The sequence below is a fragment of the Aeromonas sp. S8(2024) genome (genome assembly GCF_041403085.1).
GTDB lineage: Bacteria > Pseudomonadota > Gammaproteobacteria > Enterobacterales > Aeromonadaceae > Aeromonas > Aeromonas dhakensis.
Map to the genome: position 1 here is coordinate 25,727 of NZ_JBGLRF010000016.1, position 20,382 is coordinate 46,108.

At 62.3% G+C, this 20,382-nt stretch carries 21 protein-coding genes; 10 read left to right on the plus strand and 11 right to left on the minus strand.

Annotated features, from left to right (window positions below):
* Positions 1 to 1,110, minus strand: a complete 1,110-nt coding sequence (gene waaF, locus ACB031_RS22295) for a lipopolysaccharide heptosyltransferase II (RefSeq protein ID WP_005307522.1) — start codon at positions 1,108 to 1,110, stop codon at positions 1 to 3.
* Positions 1,111 to 1,351: 241 nt separating this feature from the next.
* On the opposite strand from waaF, the gene ACB031_RS22300 reads away from it, so the two are divergent.
* Positions 1,352 to 2,140, plus strand: a complete 789-nt coding sequence (locus tag ACB031_RS22300; RefSeq protein WP_010635521.1) for a glycosyltransferase family 2 protein — start codon at positions 1,352 to 1,354, stop codon at positions 2,138 to 2,140.
* A 69-nt stretch (positions 2,141 to 2,209) separates the two neighbouring features.
* Here ACB031_RS22300 and ACB031_RS22305 read toward each other — a convergent pair whose 3' ends face one another.
* Positions 2,210 to 3,253, minus strand: a complete 1,044-nt coding sequence (locus tag ACB031_RS22305; protein ID WP_005307516.1) for a glycosyltransferase family 9 protein — start codon at positions 3,251 to 3,253, stop codon at positions 2,210 to 2,212.
* Between the two features lie 222 nt (positions 3,254 to 3,475).
* On the opposite strand from ACB031_RS22305, the gene coaD reads away from it, so the two are divergent.
* Positions 3,476 to 3,958, plus strand: a complete 483-nt coding sequence (coaD, locus tag ACB031_RS22310) for a pantetheine-phosphate adenylyltransferase (protein WP_042007869.1) — start codon at positions 3,476 to 3,478, stop codon at positions 3,956 to 3,958.
* Between the two features lie 49 nt (positions 3,959 to 4,007).
* Here coaD and ACB031_RS22315 read toward each other — a convergent pair whose 3' ends face one another.
* The 6 genes from ACB031_RS22315 to radC form a co-directional block, all read right to left on the minus strand.
* Positions 4,008 to 4,889: a VirK/YbjX family protein gene (locus ACB031_RS22315; RefSeq protein WP_043171445.1), complete on the minus strand. Its 882-nt coding sequence runs from the start codon at positions 4,887 to 4,889 to the stop codon at positions 4,008 to 4,010.
* A gap of 178 nt (positions 4,890 to 5,067) precedes the next feature.
* Positions 5,068 to 5,880 (minus strand): bifunctional DNA-formamidopyrimidine glycosylase/DNA-(apurinic or apyrimidinic site) lyase, encoded by an 813-nt coding sequence (mutM, locus tag ACB031_RS22320; protein ID WP_371140252.1) that lies wholly within the window; start codon positions 5,878 to 5,880, stop codon positions 5,068 to 5,070.
* 30 nt (positions 5,881 to 5,910) lie between these two features.
* Positions 5,911 to 6,366, minus strand: coding sequence for a hypothetical protein (locus ACB031_RS22325; RefSeq protein WP_019840084.1), 456 nt, complete (start codon positions 6,364 to 6,366; stop codon positions 5,911 to 5,913).
* Between the two features lie 93 nt (positions 6,367 to 6,459).
* Positions 6,460 to 6,627: a 50S ribosomal protein L33 gene (gene rpmG, locus ACB031_RS22330; RefSeq protein ID WP_005307500.1), complete on the minus strand. Its 168-nt coding sequence runs from the start codon at positions 6,625 to 6,627 to the stop codon at positions 6,460 to 6,462.
* An 11-nt stretch (positions 6,628 to 6,638) separates the two neighbouring features.
* Complete coding sequence (gene rpmB / locus ACB031_RS22335) at positions 6,639 to 6,875, minus strand: 50S ribosomal protein L28 (protein WP_005307492.1); 237 nt, start codon at positions 6,873 to 6,875, stop codon at positions 6,639 to 6,641.
* 136 nt (positions 6,876 to 7,011) lie between these two features.
* Positions 7,012 to 7,686 (minus strand): DNA repair protein RadC, encoded by a 675-nt coding sequence (gene radC, locus ACB031_RS22340; protein WP_005307485.1) that lies wholly within the window; start codon positions 7,684 to 7,686, stop codon positions 7,012 to 7,014.
* A 147-nt stretch (positions 7,687 to 7,833) separates the two neighbouring features.
* On the opposite strand from radC, the gene coaBC reads away from it, so the two are divergent.
* The 4 genes from coaBC to ACB031_RS22360 all read left to right on the plus strand — a co-directional run bounded on the left by coaBC (position 7,834) and on the right by ACB031_RS22360 (position 11,237).
* Positions 7,834 to 9,036 (plus strand): bifunctional phosphopantothenoylcysteine decarboxylase/phosphopantothenate--cysteine ligase CoaBC, encoded by a 1,203-nt coding sequence (gene coaBC, locus ACB031_RS22345; RefSeq protein WP_371140253.1) that lies wholly within the window; start codon positions 7,834 to 7,836, stop codon positions 9,034 to 9,036.
* A 40-nt stretch (positions 9,037 to 9,076) separates the two neighbouring features.
* Positions 9,077 to 9,535 carry a dUTP diphosphatase gene (gene dut / locus ACB031_RS22350; protein ID WP_016349004.1) on the plus strand — a complete coding sequence of 153 codons (459 nt, stop codon included), beginning with the start codon at positions 9,077 to 9,079 and terminating at the stop codon, positions 9,533 to 9,535.
* Positions 9,536 to 9,603: 68 nt separating this feature from the next.
* Entirely contained in the window at positions 9,604 to 10,200 is a 597-nt protein-coding gene (gene slmA / locus ACB031_RS22355; RefSeq protein WP_005307475.1) for a nucleoid occlusion factor SlmA, read from the plus strand.
* 200 nt (positions 10,201 to 10,400) lie between these two features.
* A complete protein-coding gene (locus tag ACB031_RS22360) occupies positions 10,401 to 11,237 on the plus strand; it encodes a mechanosensitive ion channel domain-containing protein (protein WP_005307473.1) in 837 nt (278 codons plus the stop codon).
* A gap of 138 nt (positions 11,238 to 11,375) precedes the next feature.
* Here the strand turns inward: ACB031_RS22360 and ACB031_RS22365 are convergent, their stop codons facing one another.
* Positions 11,376 to 11,564: a holin gene (locus tag ACB031_RS22365; RefSeq protein WP_005307469.1), complete on the minus strand. Its 189-nt coding sequence runs from the start codon at positions 11,562 to 11,564 to the stop codon at positions 11,376 to 11,378.
* 430 nt (positions 11,565 to 11,994) lie between these two features.
* Here ACB031_RS22365 and pgi point away from each other — a divergent pair, with 430 nt between their 5' ends.
* A complete protein-coding gene (pgi, locus tag ACB031_RS22370) occupies positions 11,995 to 13,644 on the plus strand; it encodes a glucose-6-phosphate isomerase (protein WP_371140254.1) in 1,650 nt (549 codons plus the stop codon).
* Between the two features lie 148 nt (positions 13,645 to 13,792).
* On the opposite strand, the gene ilvC is transcribed toward pgi, so the two are convergent.
* The gene (gene ilvC, locus ACB031_RS22375) at positions 13,793 to 15,274 is read right to left on the minus strand and encodes a ketol-acid reductoisomerase (RefSeq protein WP_019840082.1); all 1,482 of its coding nucleotides are present in this window, start codon (positions 15,272 to 15,274) and stop codon (positions 13,793 to 13,795) included.
* A gap of 201 nt (positions 15,275 to 15,475) precedes the next feature.
* On the opposite strand from ilvC, the gene ilvY reads away from it, so the two are divergent.
* Positions 15,476 to 16,369, plus strand: coding sequence for an HTH-type transcriptional activator IlvY (gene ilvY / locus ACB031_RS22380; protein WP_371140255.1), 894 nt, complete (start codon positions 15,476 to 15,478; stop codon positions 16,367 to 16,369).
* Here ilvY and ACB031_RS22385 read toward each other — a convergent pair.
* A complete protein-coding gene (locus ACB031_RS22385; protein WP_371140256.1) occupies positions 16,358 to 17,230 on the minus strand; it encodes a substrate-binding periplasmic protein in 873 nt (290 codons plus the stop codon). The genes ilvY and ACB031_RS22385 overlap by 12 nt on opposite strands.
* A 171-nt stretch (positions 17,231 to 17,401) precedes the next feature.
* On the opposite strand from ACB031_RS22385, the gene ACB031_RS22390 reads away from it, so the two are divergent.
* Positions 17,402 to 17,593: a hypothetical protein gene (locus ACB031_RS22390; protein WP_005307455.1), complete on the plus strand. Its 192-nt coding sequence runs from the start codon at positions 17,402 to 17,404 to the stop codon at positions 17,591 to 17,593.
* Positions 17,594 to 17,665: 72 nt separating this feature from the next.
* Positions 17,666 to 20,245 (plus strand): GNAT family N-acetyltransferase, encoded by a 2,580-nt coding sequence (locus ACB031_RS22395; protein WP_371140257.1) that lies wholly within the window; start codon positions 17,666 to 17,668, stop codon positions 20,243 to 20,245.
* Positions 20,246 to 20,382 lie beyond the last annotated feature (137 nt).

Here is a 20,382-nt window from a genome sequence, read left to right on the forward strand (position 1 = left end):
CTAGTGCGGCTCCCCGCGCTTGCCCGGCTCGGCGACAAAACGGGGAGGTTCGCCGGGCGCCAGCGGCGGGGCCGGCGTCTCGCTGCACTCCAGCCGGCGGCCGGCCTCGATGACCTGCTCCGGCATCAGCTCGATCAGGCACTTGAGGTGACCGAACTTGCAGGTGCGCTTGAAGCAGGGGCGGCACTCTATGTCGGTGTGGACGATCTCGACCCGGTCCGCCAGCGGTGGGGTGTAGAGCGGAGAGGTGGAGCCATAGACCCCGATCAGCGGCCGGTTGAGAGCGGCGGCGACGTGCATCAGGCCGGAGTCGTTGGCGATCACCCGCCCGGCCAGCGCCATCAGGTCGATCGCCTCGTACAGGCTGGTCTTGCCCGCCAGCACGTGGCAGTTGGGGCGCGACAGCGGATTGATCCGGTCGCGGATGGTATTGGCCACCGCCGCGTCCTTGCCGGAGCCGAAGATCCACACCTGCCAGCCCTCGTCGAGGTGCTTTTGCGCCACCACGGCGTAGTGGCCCTCCGGCCAGCGCTTGGCCGGGCCGAACTCGGCCCCCGGGCAGAGCACCAGCACCGGGCGGGCGCGATCCAGCCCGAGTCGCGCCAGCGCCTTCTCCTGGTTGACGAGATCGACGTTGAGGGCCGGCTGGGGGATGGTCGGGATGTCGGCCCGGCTCTTCATCTGCGCCTTGGGATAGGCCAGTGCCAGGTAGGCCTCCACCATCAGCGGAAAGGCGGACTTGTTGCTGCGCATGTCGTTGAGCAGGCCGAAGCGATGCTCGCCTTTCCAGCCGGTGCGCACCGGGATGCGGGCAAACCAGGGGATCAGCGCCGACTTCATGGAGTTGGGCTGGATGATGGCCTGATCGTACTTTTCGGCCGCCAGCTGCTTGCCGAGCCGACGGCGGGCTCCCAGCTTGAAGTCGCCGTGACCGAGCGGCATCGGGATGGCCTTGTCCACCTCCGGCATCCGCTCCAGCAGGGCACCACACCAGGCGGGCGCCATCACGTGCAGCTCGCTGTCGGGGTGGTTGGCCTTGATCGCCTTGTAGAGGCTCTGGGACATCACCATGTCGCCGACCCAGGAGGGGCCGATCACCAATATTTTCATCTCGCACTTCTCCAGGGCCACGCCCTGCGGTTAATCGTTGCTGGCCGAGATTATGCCCGAAGAATGGCCCGAGAAATAACAGAAGATCCCGCTGCCATGCATCCTGGCGCCAAAAAACAACTCATTTGAAACCAACACTCATCCCGCCGCCGGAACCATGCTCCGCCTGCCGTTTTAGGCTAGAATGGGCGCCAATTTGAGCATGGCCCGCCAGTCGGGCGCCAACAAGAGCCTTTAATCCGTGAACAAACCGACTCTGGCGGCTGTCCTTATCGTCAAGAATGAAGCCGAAAACCTGCGCCCCTGCCTCGCCTCCCTCGACGGACTGGTCGACGAGATCGTCATCATGGACTCCGGCAGCCAGGACGAGACCCCGGCCATCGCCGCCGAATTCGGCGCCCGCTTCTTCGTCAACCCGGTGTGGCCGGGCTTCGGCCGCCAGCGCCGGCTCGCCCAGTCCCACGTGCAATCCGACTGGGTGCTGTGGCTGGATGCGGACGAGCGGCTCACCCCCGAGCTGAAAGCCGCCATCGCCGCCGTCATGGCCAACCCGGCCAGCGACACCATCTACTCGATCCCGCGCCTCTCCTGGGTGTTCGGCCGCTTCATCCGCCACAGCGGCTGGTACCCGGACCGGGTGCTGCGCCTCTATCCCAAGGATCTCACCAGCTACAACGAGGTGCTGGTGCACGAGAAGGTGGAGGTGCGCGCCAACATGAAGATCGTCAACCTGCACGGCGACCTGCTCCACTTCACCTATCGGGATCTGGAGCACTACCTGGTCAAATCCGCCGGCTATGCCCGCGCCTGGGCCGATCAGCGCACCGCCCGCGGCAAGAAGGGCTCCCTCGGCCAGGGGCTGGTGCACGCGCTGGGTTGCTTCCTCAAGATGTACCTGCTCAAGGCCGGCTTCCTCGACGGCAAGCAGGGGCTCCTGCTGGCCATACTGTCGGCCCACTCCACCTTTGTGAAGTACGCCGACCTCTGGATCCGCCAGCAGCCGCAGGCACCGGATCAGGCGAACAAGTAAGCCGCAGCACTCCCTCTCATACGAGACAGGGCCCTTGAAGGGCCCTGTCTGCATTTGCGCTATCCGCTATCACTGCTCGCTGCGCCAGAACGGCGGTGCCCAGCGGGCGATCGCCGCCGCCATGGTCTTGGGATCGAGCTGGCTCATGTCTTCCGGGTGATCGCTGTCTTCCGGCGGGCTGAACGCCAGGTGGCGCCCCTCGCTGTTGAGCGGACGCCAGCGCAGCGGCGTCGCCGAGCGGTGCGCCGGGAAGAAGCCGATGGTGGGCACATCCAGCGCCGCGGCGATGTGCAGCGGCCCGGTACTGCCCGCCACGAACAGGGCGGCGTTGGCCATCACCTGGCAGAACTTGGGCAGCCCCTCCTCGGAGCGGTAGATCCAGCCGTTGCCGCCGTGGGCCAGCAGCTCGGCCGCCAGCTGTTCGGCGATCTTCTCCTCCCCCGGCCCTGCAGTCAGGATGCACTGCAGCTCGGGACAGGCCTGGTTGAGCTTGATGATGAGGCGGGCGTACTGCTCGATGGAGAGGTTGTTGGCCGAGCCGCCGCTGCCGGCATGCACCATCAGCCAGGGGCGACCGGCATCGAGCCGCAGGCGGGCGGCAACCTGCTCGCGCACCTGTTGCAGGCTCTCGGCATCGAAGCTGAGGTAGGGGCCCTGCGGCTCCACCGCGCTCACCTGCTGGTCGGCAAGGAAACGGCGCACCAGATCCAGGTTGTATTCGTACTCCGGCTTCTGGGAGCGGGAGCGGCGCTGGATCAGGCGCTGGTTGTAGAGCACCTGGGCCAGCTTGGTGGCCGGCGCCAGCCGGTAGGGAATGTGCGCCTTCCACACCAGCATGGCGTTGCGGGAGTTGGAGAAGAGGCAGATGGAGGCATCGAAGGCGGCCGCCTTGATGCGTGCCTGCAAGGCACGTTGTTGTTCCTTGTCGGCCCGCGAACCCGGATCCAGAATGATCTCGTCAATCCAGGGGCAGAGGCGGGCCAGCGGCGCCGTGTAGGCGGGAACCAGGGCAGTCACATGACACTCCATGGAACGCTTGAGCATGGCAAAACTCGGCCAGGCCAGCATGAAGTCACCAATCTTGTCATTGCGGACTACCAGAATACGTTTCATAAAAAATCCCTTTGCTCCCTGTCACCAACGCAAGGAGGCTTGATGCGCGATGCGGTATTCTTGCCTGATGTATCGCTATTCTCAAGCGAAGACGCCCGTCGGTGCTGATTTGACGCGGCAAAGCCACCATCGGGGCGCCAAAACTCGCCCCATTGCGGTCGCGCCAATCCCCCAACAGACCCTATAATGCGACCAAATTTCCCGGTTGCAGGAATCAACAGCATGACCAACAAGGTAATCTATCCCGGCACCTTCGATCCCGTCACCAACGGCCACACCGACCTCATCGGCCGGGCCGCCAGACTGTTTGACCAGGTGGTGGTCGGGGTGGCCAACAGCCCGAGCAAGCGGCCGCTGTTCGATCTGGACGAGCGGGTTCAGCTGGCCCGCCAGGTAACCGCCCACCTGCCCAACGTCAAGGTGGTCGGCTTCTCCGGCCTGCTGGTGGACTTTGCCAAGGAGCAGCAGGCCAACGTGCTGATCCGCGGTCTGCGCGCCGTCTCCGACTTCGAATACGAGTTTCAGCTGGCCAACATGAACCGCCGCCTGATGCCGGAGCTGGAGAGCGTGTTCCTCACCCCGGCCGAGGAGAACTCCTTCATCTCCTCCACCCTGGTGAAGGAGGTCGCCCTGCACGGCGGCGACATTCGTCAATTCGTCGACCCCATAGTGGCGGCCGCCATCAAGGCCAAACAGACCAGATAACAACGAAACAGGCTACCCGAGGGTAGCCTGTTTGCTGTTGGCAGCTGCCTCAGCCCGCCAGACGCGGGCCCAGCAGCTGCTGGCCTGCCAGGGTCAGCTGATCGAGCCACTCGTAGCGGCGCCGGTACATGGCCCGCTTCTTGGAGGCGATCTCCTCCAGCGGTTTGCGCTGGGCGGGCTGCAGCCGCACGAAGTTGGCGTCCAGATCGGTGGCGCCGAACTCCTGCCACAGCTCGTCATAGTCCGCCTGCAGACAGGCCTTCTTCTTCTTGCTGTAGCGCCGGGCCTGATAGATGTGGGCCTTCATCCGCACCGCCGAGATATGCTCGGCCTGCATCGCCTCGGCCAGCTGCATCACCAGCATCACCACCAGCGACTTGGGCCGCACACCGTGGCCCTCCTTGGTCAGCGCACGCACCTTGTCCTGTGCCTGCTCGATGCAGGGCTCCGGGCCCTGTACCGAACCGATCACCACCGCCAGCTGGTTGGGGGTGCCGGCCAGCGAGAAGGCGCAGCTGTAGAGCCGCTTGCCCTGCGGGTCGACGATGGAGAGGGCCAGCTCAGCCTCGCGGCGGAAGGTGCCGTCGTGGCGCAGCACGATGCGGCAGCCGCTCTCGGGATAACGGCCAAGCTCGATGCCATCCCCCAGATAGAGCGGGTCGATCAGATCCGGGTAGCGAGCCAGCATCAGCCGATAGTGGTTTTCCAGCATCTCGGCCCGCTCGGTCGCGGTGGAGCCGGCGAAGCGATAGGGTCGCATCGGCTTGTCGAGCAGCTCGGGATAGTGGGCAGGCAGGGCCTTGAGCGGTTCGGCCTGGAACAGCTCGAACACCCGGCTCAGCTGTTGCCGATAGAGCAGGCTGCGCAGCACAAACTTGGCGCGATTGAAGGTCTTGCGGGCGCTGTCATCGGGATAGAGGAAGCGCGCCATTTTTTGGGCACAATAGTGCCCCTGCCGGGACAAATGGTCCCAGTCTATTGATTTAGCTGTCATTTTATTGTCTCAAACCGCCTGAACGGCCGAGATAGTAGTGACGGGCGAGCAAATATTCAACAGACTGGAAATACTCTCTTACAACTTGGCCGTTTCAGGCCGAAAAAACCGCAATTCAGCGCTGGCAGTGGGAGCAGAACACGGTCGTACGCTGCCCCAGCCGGATTTCGCTGAGCAGGGTGTGGCAGTGAAAACAGGGCTGGCCACCCCGCCCGTACACCTGCAGCTGCTGCACGAAATAACCCGGTTTGCCGTCCGCACTGGTGAAATCCTTGAGGGTGGTGCCCCCCTGCCGAATCGCCTCGGCCAGCACCCGCTTTATCTCCCCTACCAGGGTGCCCAGCCGCTCGGCGCTGATATTGCCCGCCGCCCGCTTGGGGTGAATGCCGGCGGCATAGAGCGCCTCGTTGGCGTAGATGTTGCCCACCCCGACCACCACCTGGTTGTCCATCAGGAAGGTCTTGATGGCGGTGCTGCGCCCCTTGGCGCGCTCACGCAGGTAATCGGCGTTGAAGGCGTCGGTGAGCGGCTCAGGCCCCAGCTTGGCCAGCAGCGCATGCGCCTCGGCCGGCTCGCGGGTCCACAGCAGGGCGCCGAAGCGGCGCGGATCGTTGAGCCGCAGCAGCTTGCCGTTCTCGAGCTCGATATCCACGTGATCGTGCTTCTCGGCCGGGGTGCCGATGTCCAGCACCCGCAGGCTGCCCGACATGCCCAGATGGAGGATGGCGGTACCGAAGTCGGTCTCCAGCAGCAGGTACTTGGCGCGGCGGCCGACCCGGTGGATGGTGAGGTCCACCAGCTCCTGGATCTCCCCCGGCACCGGCCAGCGCAGACGGCCGTCCCGCACCACCACCCTAGTGACCTTGATGCCGGTAAGCCAGGGCGATATGCCCTGGCGGCTGACTTCGACTTCCGGTAATTCAGGCATGGGATCCTCGTGCTGACGCTGAAAAATGGGTTAGGGAGCGGGACGCAGCAGGCTGCGATACTGCTCCTGGCTCAGGCTGAGCCAGGTCGAGGGGGGCAGCAGGGCGGCAAACTTGCCGTCATCCTGATAGAGCCCCACCTCGATGGGGTCGCTCTGGCCAGCGACCCAGATCTTGAGGGTAACCGGATTGCCGCGCACGGCTTCGCCGGGCGGCAGCAACCAGCCCTGCCAGGCCTCGATGTGCGCCGCCAGCTGGGCACTGCTGAGCCCCAGATCCGGCCCGCTGCGCCAGCCCTGTCCGATGCGCTCTATCTGCCAGCTCGGCCCCTGCCAGGTGAGCACCACGGCGCTCTCTGGCAACAGTGGACGCGCCCGCTTGGCGCTGTTTTCCTGCTGGGCGATCTCCAGCCGGTGCAACAGGGTGATCACGATCAGCACCACCACTATGATCACGTTGTTCCAGCCTCTGCGGCTCAATTTGAACATGACAAGCCTCCCTTCGAACCGGCAGTGTACTGAATTCCAGCCATAAAAAAACCCGGCACTAGGCCGGGTTTTTGGGAATGCAGCATCAAGCAATTACTTGATTTTGCCTTCCTTGTAGATCACATGCTGACGAACAACGGGATCAAACTTTTTGATTTCCATTTTTTCGGGCATGGTGCGCTTGTTTTTGGTAGTGGTATAGAAGTGACCAGTACCGGCGCTGGAGTTCAGGCGAATCTTCTCGCGAATACCTTTAGCCATGATCTAATTCCTTATACCTTAACACCGCTGGCGCGCAGTTCAGCCAGAACCACTTCAACGCCACGCTTGTCGATGATACGCATGCCTTTTGCGGATACGCGCAGGCTTACGAAGCGTTTTTCACTCTCAACCCAGAAACGGTGAGTGTGCAGGTTCGGCAGGAAACGACGCTTGGTAGCGTTGTTAGCGTGCGAACGGTTGTTACCAACTGCCGGGCGCTTGCCGGTTACTTGGCATACTCTAGACATGTCAGTCTCTCCAAATCTTACTTCATTGCTCGAGCAAATATCTGCCCCGCTGGCCTTCGATTGCGGGGCAAACAGAAGGCGGCATTTTATACAGCATCCGTGATCAAAGATCAACTAATACGGAGCCAGAGCACAGTCATAACCAACCGCGCTCGGCGAAAGAAACCGTGATGCCATCACCGATCACCAAGTGATCCAGCACTCTGATATCGATCAGGGCCAGGGCGGCCGTGATCCGATCCGTGATCTGGCGGTCGGCCCTACTGGGCTCGGCGACGCCGGACGGGTGATTATGCGCCAGAATCACGGCGGCTGCATTATGTTTGAGTGCGATCTGCACGATTTCTCTGGGCCAGACGCTCGCCGAGTCGAGGGTGCCGTAAAAAAGTTCAACGAATTGAATCACTCTGTGCTGATTGTCGAGCAGCAGCAGGGCAAACACCTCTCGCGGTCGATCCCGCAGCTGGGCCTGCAGATAGTCCCGGGTCAGCTGGGGCGAGGTGAGCGCATCCCCCCGTTGCAGCTGCTGCGCCAGATGGCGTTTACCCATCTCCAGCACCGCCTGCAGCTGGGCATATTTGGCCGGGCCCAGGCCATGCGCCTCGCAGAAGGCACGCCGGTCCGCCCCCAGCAGATTGCGCAGCGATCCGAACTGATTCAACAGGTTGCGGGAGAGATCGACCGCACTCAAGCCACTGACCCCGGTGCGCAGGAAGATCGCCAGCAGCTCGGCATCGGACAAGCCGCCCGGGCCGTGACGCAGCAGCTTCTCACGGGGTCGTTCATCCTCTGGCCACTCCTTGATGCTCATTTGTCTCTCCTTCGCGCTATTGAGAGAAAACATAGCAAAGAAATCACGGGAGCCCGGCCACAAGACCCCCATGTCAGCCTCTGTCGTCGACTGCTGCCTGTGGTATCTTAGCCGACCAGTCAGAGTGAGCCGGAAGAGAAACAGCAGATGAGATTGGCCGATAAACGCATCCTGTTGGGTGTCAGTGGCGGGATCGCCGCCTACAAGAGTGCCGAGCTGGTACGCCGCCTGAAAGATCAGGGCGCCGAGGTACGGGTGGTGATGACCCGCTCCGCCAAGGAGTTCATCACCCCGCTGACCCTGCAGGCCGTCTCCGGTCACCCGGTGGCCGACAGTCTGCTGGACCCGGCCGCCGAGGCGGGCATGGGCCACATCGAGCTGGCCAAATGGGCCGATCTGGTGCTGATCGCCCCCGCCAGCGCCAATCTGATGGCCCGCATGGCCGCCGGCATGGCCGACGAGCTGCTCACCACCCTCTGCCTGGCCACCCCGGCACCGGTGGCGCTGGCGCCGGCCATGAATCAGCAGATGTATCTCAACGCCGCCACTCAGGCCAACCTCAAGACCCTCGCCAGCCGCGGCATCCTGCTATGGGGGCCGGATTCCGGTAGCCAGGCATGCGGTGACGTGGGCCCGGGCCGGATGCTGGATCCCCTCGAGCTGGTTGAACGCTGCTGCCAGCAGCTCGCCGCCGAGCCGCTGCTGGCCGGCGTCAGGCTGCTGCTGACTGCCGGGCCGACCCGTGAAGCGCTCGATCCGGTGCGCTATATCAGCAACCACAGCTCAGGCAAGATGGGCTATGCCATCGCCCGCGCCGCCCGTGAAGCGGGTGCCGAGGTGACACTGGTGAGCGGCCCGGTGGCACTGGCCACCCCGGCCGGCGTCACCCGCGTCGACGTCGAGAGCGCCGAGCAGATGCACCAGGCGGTCATGAGCCGGGTCGGCGAGAGCGACCTCTTCATCGGCTGCGCCGCCGTCGCCGATTACCGCCCCGCCCAGGTGGCCGAGCAGAAGATCAAGAAGACCGGCGACAACGACCAGATGCAGCTGATCCTGGTCAAAAACCCCGACATCATCGCCGCCGTGGGGGCCTTGTCAGACAAACCCTTCACCGTCGGATTTGCCGCAGAAACCGTGGATGTGGAACAATACGCTCTCGACAAACTGCAGCGTAAGCGGCTGGACATGATCGCCGCCAACGACGTATCCCGTGCGGGCCAGGGCTTCAACGCCGATGACAACGCCCTGACCGTGTTCTGGCAAGGGGGTCAAGCACCCCTGCCACTGGCCGATAAGCTGACGCTGGCTCGTCATCTCATCGCCCTGATTGCAGACCACTACCGGCACTGAGCCAGTCAATCGACCACCTCCACTCCATTAAAAACGATTTATGACAACACAAATTGAACTGAAGATTCTGGATGCCCGCATCGGCACCGAGTACCCGCTGCCTGCCTACGCCACACCGGGCTCCGCCGGCATGGATCTGCGCGCCCTGCTGGATGCCCCGCTGACCCTGGCCCCGGGTGATACCACCCTGGTACCAACCGGGCTGGCCATCCACATTCAGGATCCGGGCCTGTGCGCCACCATCCTGCCCCGCTCCGGCCTCGGTCATAAGCACGGCATCGTGCTGGGCAACCTGGTCGGCCTCATCGATTCCGACTACCAGGGCCAGCTGATGGTCTCGGTGTGGAACCGTGGCAATGACAGCTTCACCATGCAGCCCGGCGAGCGCATCGCCCAGCTGGTGATCATGCCGGTAGTTCAGGCCAGCTTCCAACTGGTCGATGAGTTCAATCAGAGCGAACGGGGTGAAGGCGGTTTTGGTTCTTCTGGTCGCCAATAACAGACCACACCAGCCCGAGTGGCGGTGCCTAATAACAGAATCAGGCCATTGTTTTTTTAGGGGAATCCATGGCAAGCAGTAATCAGAAACAGAGTCGGCGCGATCAGATCCTGCAGGCGCTCGCCCACATGCTGGAGACCAGCCCAGGCCAGCGCATCACCACGGCCCGTCTGGCGGCCGAGGTGGGGGTCTCCGAGGCAGCCCTCTATCGACATTTTCCCAGCAAGGCGCGGATGTTCGAGGGGCTGATCGACTTTATCGAAGATTCCCTGCTGTCACGGGTCAACCTGATCATGGCCGAAGAGAAGGACACCATGAGCCGCTGTCACCACATACTGCAGCTGCTGCTGGTGTTCGCCGAGCGCAATCCCGGTATCACCCGCATCCTCAACGGCGACGCCCTGCTGGGCGAGCACGACCGGCTGCGGGATCGCATCAGCATCCTGTTTGACAAGCTGGAGACCCAGATCAAGCAGGTGCTGCGGGAAAAACGGCTGCGCGAAGGCCAGGGCTTCCAGCTCGACGAAACCATGCTGGCCAACCTGCTGCTGGCCTATACCGAGGGGCGGATCAGCCAGTTCGTGCGCTCCGAGTTCAAAATCAAACCCACCGCTGGCTTTGAAGATCAGTGGCAGTTTATCCGCAGCCAGCTGCTGCAGAGCTGAGCAGTACGCCCGGCGACAATGCATTCGCAATCAGCCGCGGCCACGCCGCTCCAGATGGATTGCAGTAAAGAGGGAGGCCTTGGCCTCCCTTGTTTTTTGTGGCACAAAAGAGGCGGTGAGCACCAGATGCGACCCGGACTGTCGCATGCCAATGTTAGATTCATGCGTCATAAACCTTTTATCGCCTGACAGGACACCCTATGGAACCCGAAATCATTACCGAAGCGCAGACCTGGCTGGTCAACAACCAAGGCCTGCTGATCGAGTATGCCGTCAACATCGCGGCCGCCCTGCTCACCCTGCTGGTCGGCTACATCGCCGCCAACCTCATCAGCGGCGCCGTGGTCAAGGTGATGCAGTCCCGCAAGCTGGACACCACTGTCACCCACTTCGTCGGCAGCATCCTCAAGTACGCCATCCTGGTGTTCGTGGTGATCGCCGCGTTGGGCCGGGTCGGGGTGCAGACCGCCTCCTTCGTCGCCATTATCGGTGCCGCCGGTCTGGCCATCGGTCTGGCGCTGCAGGGCTCGCTCTCCAACTTCGCCGCCGGCTTCCTGCTGATCATCTTCCGCCCCATCAAGGCAGGCGAGTTCATCGAGGTGGCAGGCACCAATGGCGTGGTGCAATCCGTTCAGCTGTTCACCACCACCCTCACCTCAGGTGACAACAAGATGGTGGTGGTGCCCAACTCCGCCATCCTCAACGGCACTATCGTCAACTACTCGCGCATGGATACCCGCCGCGTCGACATGACCTTCGGCATCGGCTACGGCTCGGATCTCCGCAAGGCCAAGCAGATCCTGGAGCGGCTGGTGAACGAAGAGCCGCGCATCCTCAAGGAGCCGGCCACCACCATCGCCGTCGCCGCGCTGGCCGACTCCTCGGTCAACATAGTCGTGCGCCCCTGGGTCAAGACCGGCGACTACTGGGGAGTCTGGTTCGACTTCCACGAGAAGGTGAAGCTCACCTTCGATGCCGAAGGCATCGAGATCCCCTTCCCGCAGATGGTCATGCACATGCAAAAGCCGCAGGCGTAAATGCGGTTTTGCAGCCACCCACAATGCCAGCCTTCGGGCTGGCATTGTCGTCTCTGGCCTCGACAGGGGTGAACACGGCCATAAAAAAAGCCGGCCACAATGGGCCGGACTTTGTTTTCAGCATTCCGGGGCGTCGGCTTACACCAGCCGACGTGCCACCCGGTTGAGCAGCGGTTGCACCAGCACATATCCCCCCAGCACGGCACCGATCACCGCCAGTACCCGCAGCGGCAAGGTAGGGGCTGCACTGGTCAGCACCAGGGTCAACAGGCCGATGAGGCCGGTGGCGATCAGGCTAAGGGCAAACAGGGACAACACAGCTTTCATAGCGATCTCCTCATTCCAGACAGTAGCCATCCCTGGGAGATCTCGTCCATGCGACACCCATGCTAGCCATCTTGGGCCACCGACAATTTGCGCCTGCGCATGAAATGAGCGAAAAGGCGCCTATCGAATACTCTTTTGGCTGCCATGCCAGGTTGCCACCCCGTCCACAGCATGCCTCGCCCTGAAAGCCCTTTCAACGGCGGCAAGCCCGACCAAGTATGCGCAAACGCAAGATCCGGCAGCCATGAGTGACTCATAATCGCAGCGTTTTGGTTGTAAACTCGGTCGATGGCAGACAATTGGTAAAGCTCTGTTACACGGGCCGCACCATGGGCTCGGTATAATGGGCCCGGTATAGTGCTCGAATAATAAGGTTTGGCGGGAGCCTTGCCTGCAAGGTTCATACACAACTTGGAAGACTGATAATCCTATGAAAAACATCAATCCAACCCAGACCCAGGCCTGGCAGGCACTGGAAGCCCACTTTGCAGCGAACAAAGAGACCCGGCTCAAGGATCTGTTCGCCCAGGATCCCCAGCGTTTCGACAAATTCTCCCTCACCTTCGGCGGCGACATCCTGGTCGATTACTCCAAGAACCTGATCACCGAGGAAACCCTCAAGTTGCTGGTTGATCTGGCCAAAGAGACCGATCTTCGCAGCGCGATCGATGCCATGTTCAATGGCGACAAGATCAACATGACCGAAGGCCGCTCCGTACTGCACGTGGCCCTGCGCAACCGCTCCGACCGCCCCATCGAGTGTGACGGCAAGGATGTGATGCCGGAAGTGAACGCCGTACTGGCCAAGATGAAAGGCTTCTGCGAGAAGATCATCAGCGGCGAATGGAAAGGCTACACCGGCAAGGCGATCCAGCACGTGGTCAACATCGGCATCGGTGGCTCCGATCTGGGCCCCGTGATGATCACCGAGGCGCTGCGTCCCTACAAAAACCACCTGCAGATGCACTTCGTCTCCAACGTCGATGGCACCCACATCGCCGAGACCCTGAAGAAGATCGATCCGGAAACCACCCTGTTCCTGGTGGCCTCCAAGACCTTCACTACCCAGGAGACCATGACCAACGCCCTGACCGCCCGCGACTGGTTCATCAAGATCGCCGGTGACAAGGCCCACGTTGCCAAGCACTTCGCTGCGCTCTCCACCAACGGCAAGGCCGTGGCCGAGTTCGGCATCGACACCAACAACATGTTCGAGTTCTGGGACTGGGTTGGCGGCCGCTACTCCTCCTGGTCTGCCATCGGCATGCCCATCGCCCTGTCCGTCGGTTTCGAGAACTTCGAAGCCCTGCTGCAAGGCGCCTTCGAGATGGACATGCACTTTGCCACTGCCTCCTATGAGCAGAACGTGCCGGTGCTGCTGGCGCTGATCGGCCTGTGGTACAACAACTTCCATGGTGCCGAGTCCGAAGCCATTCTGCCGTACGATCAGTACATGCACCGCTTCCCTGCCTACTTCCAGCAGGGCAACATGGAGTCCAACGGCAAGTACGTGGATCGCAACGGCAAGCCGGTTGACTACCAGACTGGCCCCATTATCTGGGGTGAGCCGGGTACCAATGGCCAGCACGCCTTCTACCAGCTGATCCATCAGGGCACCAAGCTGATCCCCTGTGACTTCCTGGCACCGGCCATCAGCCACAATCCGATCGGTGACCACCACCCGAAACTGCTGGCCAACTTCTTCGCCCAGACCGAGGCGCTGGCCTTCGGCAAGAGCAAGGAAGAGGTTGAAGCCGAGTTCCTGGCGGCTGGCAAAACCCTGGAGCAGGTCAAGGATCTGGTGCCGTTCAAGGTGTTCGAAGGCAACCGCCCGACCAACTCCATCCTGTTCAAGAGCCTGACCCCGAAAACCCTGGGTGCCCTGATCGCCATGTACGAGCACAAGATTTTCGTACAGGGCGCAATCTGGAACATCTTCTCCTTCGACCAGTGGGGCGTGGAGCTGGGCAAACAGCTGGCCAACAAGATCCTGCCTGAGCTGGGCAACAACGAGGCTGTCACCAGCCACGACTGCTCCACCAACGGTCTGATCAACACCTGGAAAGCGTGGAAAGCCTGATTTAGCCGGCCTTTCTGAATGCAAAAGCCCCGCTCGATGAGCGGGGCTTTTTTGTGGCCGGGTTTTCTGGCGGGCCGGTCGGGTGTCCAGCCCGACCGGCGACGGGGATCGTCATCCCCGCCCCTTCATCATCCTGCCCGATGCCGGCTTAACCGCCGACGGCGATGCGTTTCATGTCCTTCATGTAACCGCGCAGTACCTGACCGATCGCTTCGATGGGGTGGTTGCGAGTGGCCTCGTTGGCCGCCAGCAGTGCCAGGTTGTCGACGCTCTGCCCTTCCGCCTTGCTGGCACCCAGGTCGCCCGCTTTCAAGGTCGGCATGAAGTGCTCGCGCAGCAAGGGCACGGCGGCGTTGGCGAACAGGTAGTTACCGTACTCGGCGGTGTCGGAGATGACCACGTTCATCTCGTACAGACGCTTGCGGGCAACTGTGTTGGCGATCAGCGGCAGCTCGTGCAGGGATTCGTAGTAGGCAGACTCCTCGTAGATACCGGAAGCCACCATGGTCTCGAACGCCAGCTCGACACCCGCCTTGACCATGGCCACCATCACCACGCCATTGTCGAAGTACTCCTGCTCGGCAATCTTGCCTGCAAAGGCCGGGGCGTTTTCGAAGGCGGACTTGCCGGTCTCTTCGCGCCAGCCGAACAGCTTGGCGTCGTCTTCGGCCCAGTCGGCCATCATGCCGCGGGAGAACTCGCCGGCGATGATGTCGTCCATGTGCTTCTCGAACAGCGGACGCATCAGGGTCTTGAGCTGCTCGGAGAGCTCAAAGGCGCGCAGCTTGGCCGGGTTGGACAGACGGTCCATCATCAGGCTGATGCCGCCCTGCTTGAGGGCTTCGGTAATGGTCTCCCAGCCGAACTGGATCAGCTTGCCGGCGTAGGCCGGGTCTGTGCCCTCGGCAACCAGCTTGTCGTAGCAGAGCAGGGAACCGGCCTGCAGCATGCCGCAGAGGATGGTCTGCTCGCCCATCAGGTCGGATTTCACTTCCGCCACGAAGGAGGATTCCAGCACGCCCGCACGGTCACCGCCGGTGGCAGAGGCCCACGCCTTGGCGATGGCCATGCCTTCACCCTTGGGATCGTTCTCCGGGTGAACGGCGATCAGGGTCGGTACGCCGAAACCGCGCTTGTACTCTTCACGCACTTCGGTACCCGGGCACTTGGGCGCCACCATCACGACCGTGATGTCGGAGCGGATCTGCTGACCCTCTTCCACCACGTTGAAGCCGTGGGAGTAGCCCAGTGCGGCGCCCTGCTTCATCAGCGGCATCACGGTTTTGACGACGTCGGAGTGTTGCTTGTCCGGAGTCAGGTTCAGTACCAGATCGGCGGTCGGGATCAGCTCTTCATAGGTGCCAACCGCGAAGCCGTTGTCGGTGGCCTTCTGCCAGGAGGCACGCTTCTCGGTGATGGCGGCCTTGCGCAGGGCATAGGAGATATCCAGCCCGGAGTCGCGCATGTTCAGGCCCTGGTTCAGACCCTGGGCACCACAGCCCACAATCACCACCTTCTTGCCCTTCAGCACGTTGCAGCCGTCCGCGAACTCTTCGCGCTGCATGAAACGACACTTGCCCAACTGGGCCAACTGCTGACGCAGGTTCAAGGTGTTGAAATAGTTAGCCATGGTGATTGCTCCGTTCGATTGATTCCATGCCGGATGGCGGCGTTGTCGAAACCACTATAGCGCGGGACACTTATTGCCTGAACTGATATATTCGAAACAGTACGTTGCAATAATTGAAACGTTAACCCTTCATGATCACATGGCGGGGCTAACTATCCACAGCTGGATATCGGGCAGACATCCAGCGCCAGGAGCTGAAAGATGGACCTTCGCAATCTCGAACTGTTTCTCCACCTCGCCGACTCCCTCCACTTCGGCAAGAGCGCCGACGCCATGGCGGTCAGTCCCTCCACCCTGAGCCGCGCCATCCAGCGGCTGGAGCAGGAGACCGGCTGCGTGCTGTTCGAACGGGACAACCGCTCGGTGCGGCTCACTGTGGCGGGCGAGAAGCTGCGCGAGTTTGGTGGAGAGCTGCTGCAGGAGTGGCGCCAGCTCAAGCAGGAGCTCAAGCGCAGCGACGAACCGCTACAGGGCCGACTGCGGGTGTTCTGCTCGGTCACCGCCAGCTATTTTCTGCTGCCCGAGGTGCTGGAACGCTTTCGCCGCCGCTATCCCCAGCTGGAGATCAAGCTGGAGACCGGCGACCCGGCGCTGGCGGTGGACAAGATCCTGGCCGACGAGGCCGATCTCGCCATCGCCGCCCGCCCGGATGCCCTCTCGTCCAAGCTGGAGTTTGCCAGCCTGCAGCAGGTGCCGCTGGTGTTCATCGCCCCTCGCACCGCACCGCAGCAGAGCCAGTGGTTCTGCCAGGGGGAGCCTGACTGGGAACAACTGCCGCTGATCCTCTCGGAGCAGGGGCTGGCCCGCAAACGCTGCGATCAGTGGCTACGCAACAAGGGGATCGCCCCCAACATCTATGCGGAGGTGGCGGGCAACGAGGGGATTGTCGCCATGGTGGCACTCGGCTTCGGCGTGGGACTGGTGCCGGCGGCGGTGATCGACCACAGCCCCATGGGTGAGAAGGTACGCATCGTCGAGCCCAAGCCGGCGCTCAAACCATTCGATGTCGGCATCGCGGTGCTCAAGAAGCGGCTGGAGGAGCCGCTGATCCGCGCCTTCTGGGATACGGCGCGGGGACAGGGATCACTGCGCTGACAAGGCGGGCAACACTGGTGCATAGATGAGCGAGGGATCCTGCATCATGGCGCGGCTGCCGGTCGGCAGATCCGGATTGCTCAGCTCCAGCATCACCCGCCGATCGAGCTGCAGCCGCCGGATGGTGCTGCCAAAACCCGCCTCGAATATCCGCTCATAGTCACCGGACTCACGGGCTCGCTGCAGACCCAGCTCGATGCGCTTGGCCAGTTCCGGATACCTGGGTGAGACGAAAAACAGCAGCGCCAGCGGATAGCGAAACACCAGGTGGGGTTCGATGGCCAGATCCGGATGCTGTGTGAGCTCATCCTCGATCTCGATGACCGAGCGCAGGAAGCAATCGAAGCGCCGTTTGCGCAGCATGTTGAACAGGGCCTCATAGAGACCGCCAACCACCACGTCGAGGCCGTTCTCCTTGAGCAGACGGGTATCAGGCCAGGATCTGTGCTGGCCGATGCGAAGCCCGGCCTGCTGCCAGTCGGCCAGCGATCGTATGTTGGCGAACCGCCCCTCGTCCCCTTGCCGAATGAGGCACACCCGCCAGCCCAGCAACCCTTTTGCCAGCGGAACATGGATGGCCAGCAGGGTACGCTCGCGCTCCTCGTCGGGGGCAAACACCCCGATCTGCACCAGCTCGCCGCTTTGCAACTCCTTGACCGCCCGTCCCTGCTCCATCGGCGGGCTGGCAATCAGCCGATAGGGACCGTATTCGGGCACGGTCAGATCGAGCGAGAGTCGCAGCAGACCAGCCACGGCGGGATTGGGGTGATCAAGCAGCAGATTCCAGGCCCTGATGGGAGTCTCGGCCGCCTGCACGCTGCCAGCCAGCAGAATGACGCACCACAGCCAGCTCCTGATCATTGCACTCCTCCCCTTGTCACTTCCTCACTATAACCTCTCCTCCTCTACCGCCGGGCGCATGGCAGCACGGATATGTGAGCGACTCGATGTCAAATATGACAGTAGCTACGGCAAAGGGCAGATCAGAGACTAGACTGAACGTTCAACCTGAATGGAAGAGGGAGTCCCGCCATGATGTCCAATCTGATCGAAATCAACAGCTCGCTGCTGTTCGACGAGTACCTGCAAAGCCTGGGGGTACCCTCAACCTTGCTGGATCAGGAACAGGACATCTATCTGCAGGAGCACCACCTGGCAGCGGTACGCCAGATCCAGGGTGAACTGAGGTTTTACCTCCGCGCCAACGCCCTCACCAAGCAGTGATCCGCAGCCGGTCACAGAACCGGCGCTGAATGCATATTACACTGGCACCATCCGCCACCCACGGGAGTGCCCATGAAACCAAGCGGCCTGGATCGGCTCTTCAAACCCCAGTCAATCGCCGTCATCGGCGCCTCGACCGACCCGCAGAAGGCCGGTCACGTGGTCATAAGGCACCTGCTCGCCGGCCAGTTCAAGGGCCCCATCCTGCCGGTCAGCCCGCATAGCAAGGCCATTGCCGGCGTGCTGGCCTATCCTGACATCGACAGCCTCCCCCTTGCCCCGGACCTCGCCATCGTCTGTACCCGGCGGGAACGGGTACTGACCCTCATCGAGGCGCTCGGCAAGCGTGGAGCGGGTGCCGCCATCATACTGGCGGCCGATTTCACCCCACCTGAGCGCGAACAACTACAGCGACTGAGCCGGCAATACGACATCCGCCTGCTCGGCCCCAACAGCATGGGGATGTTGTTGCCGGGTCAGGGCATCAATGCCAGCTTCTCACCGATTGCCGCCAAGCCCGGTCAGGTCGCCTTTCTCTCCCAGTCGGCCGCCGTCAGCACCACCATTCTGGATTGGGCCAAACAGCATGAGCTCGGCTTCTCGGCCTTCATCTCCCTTGGCGATCACTGCGACATCAACTTCGGCCAGCTGCTGGATCAGCTCTCCCGCGACAGCGTGACCCGCGCCATCCTGCTCTACATGGACAAGCTGCAGGATGCCCGCCATTTTCTCTCGGCCGCCCGTGCCGCCGCGCGCAACAAGCCCATCCTGGTGCTCAAGAGCGGCCGCCATGAACCGGACAACGGGCTCGACAACGTCTATGACGCCGCCATCCGTCGCGCCGGCATGCTGCGGGTACGGGATACCCACGAACTGTTTGCCGCCGTCGAGACCCTGAGTCACTCCCTGACCCTCAAGGGGGAGCGGCTCGCCATCATCTCCAACGGCCGTGGCTTGGCCAACATGGCGATCGACAAGTTGCTGGAGCGTGGCGGCAAGCTGGCGATGCCACCCCGCGACATCGGCAGCGATGCCGACATCAATGACTATCAGCAGACTCTCGACGACCTGCTGCAAGGGGACGAGGCTGACGCCATCCTGCTCATCCATGCCCCTTCGCTCACCGCTCGCGGTGCCGCACTGGCCCGCAGCCTGATCGACTACGTCAAGCAGCATCCCAGGGCCAGACGCTTCAATATCCTGACCAACTGGGCGGGGGAATATTCAGCCCAGGAGGGGCGCAGGCTGTTCAGCGAGGCAGGATTCCCCACCTACCGCACCCCGGAGAGCGCGGTCACCGCCTTCATGCACATGGTGGAGTATCGCCGTAACCAGAAGCAACTGATGGAAACCCCTGCATCGCTGCAAGGTGACAGGCTCAACGTTGACCAGTGCCAACTGCTGATCCGGCAGGCGCTGGAACGCAAACAGCTCACCCTCGACACCCATCTGGCACACCCCATTTTGCAGGCAGCTGGGCTCTCCACCCTGCCGACCTGGATCGTCTCCGATGCCATTGAGGCCACCCTGACTGCGGAGCAGATCGGCTATCCGGTCGCGGTCAAGCTGCGCTCGCCAGACATACTCCACAAGTCGGCCGTGCACGGCGTCATGCTCAACCTGCGCACCTCGGCCGAAGTCGCCCAGGCTGCGGACGCCATTCTGGATCGAGTCAGGCAGCACGACCCCGGTGCCCGCATCGAAGGCCTGCTGGTACAGCGGATGGCACGGCGCAGCGGTGGCCTGGAGCTGCGGATCCGGCTGCAACAAGACCCGGTGTTCGGCCCCGTCATCCTGCTCGGGGAATCAGGTGCCGAGCCGCAGGAGATGATGGCTGCCCTGCCGCCACTCAACCAGGCGCTGGCACGCTACCAGATCATAGGGGCGCTCAAGAGTCGCAAGATCCGCGAACAAGCCAGTCCGGAACGACTCGATATCGATGCCCTCGGCCAGGTGCTGTGCCAGCTGTCGGAGCTGCTGCTCGCCTTCCCCGAGATCCAGCAGCTGGATCTGCACCCGCTGCAGGCCTGCGGCGCCGAGATGGTGGTGCTGGACGCCAGCCTGACCCTGCAACCCCATGAAGAAGGCAGCTGCAGGCTGGCTATCCGTCCCTATCCCACCGAGCTGGAAGAGGGGGCCTGGCTCAAGGATCAGAGCCATGTGCTGCTGCGCCCCATCCGACCGGAGGATGAACCTGCCCACAAGCAATTTGTCCTCAAGGTATCGGATGAAGACAGGTACAAACGCTTCTTCGCCGATGTGGGGGAGCTGGGGCACGAAGAGCTGGCCCGCATGACCCAGATCGATTACGACCGGGAGATGGCCTTTGTCGCCGTGGGACAGGATGGGGAACTAAAAGATCAGATTTTAGGGGTGGTTCGCGCCATTTCGACGCCGGACCTGAGCGATGCCGAGTTTGCCATTCTGGTACGGTCCGACCTGAAAGGGTTGGGGCTTGGCAAACTGATGATGGAGAAGATTGTGCGTTATGCCAGGGAGCGCGGCATTGGCCAGCTGTCGGGCATGACCATGCCCAGCAACCGCGGCATGATCAACCTGGCCAAACGGCTTGGCTTCAAGATCGATATCCAGCTGGAAGATGGGGTAGTCAACATGGAGCTGCCCTGTGCGGAGCGAGCAGAGGGGGAATAGCACGGGAAACTGTGCAGAAATGGCTGAATTTCAGGCAATAAAAAAGCCCGCTCAAATGAGCGGGCTTCTTCAATTGGGTGCCTGGCAGTGTCCTACTCTCGCATGGCGAATGCCACACTACCATCGGCGCTACAGCG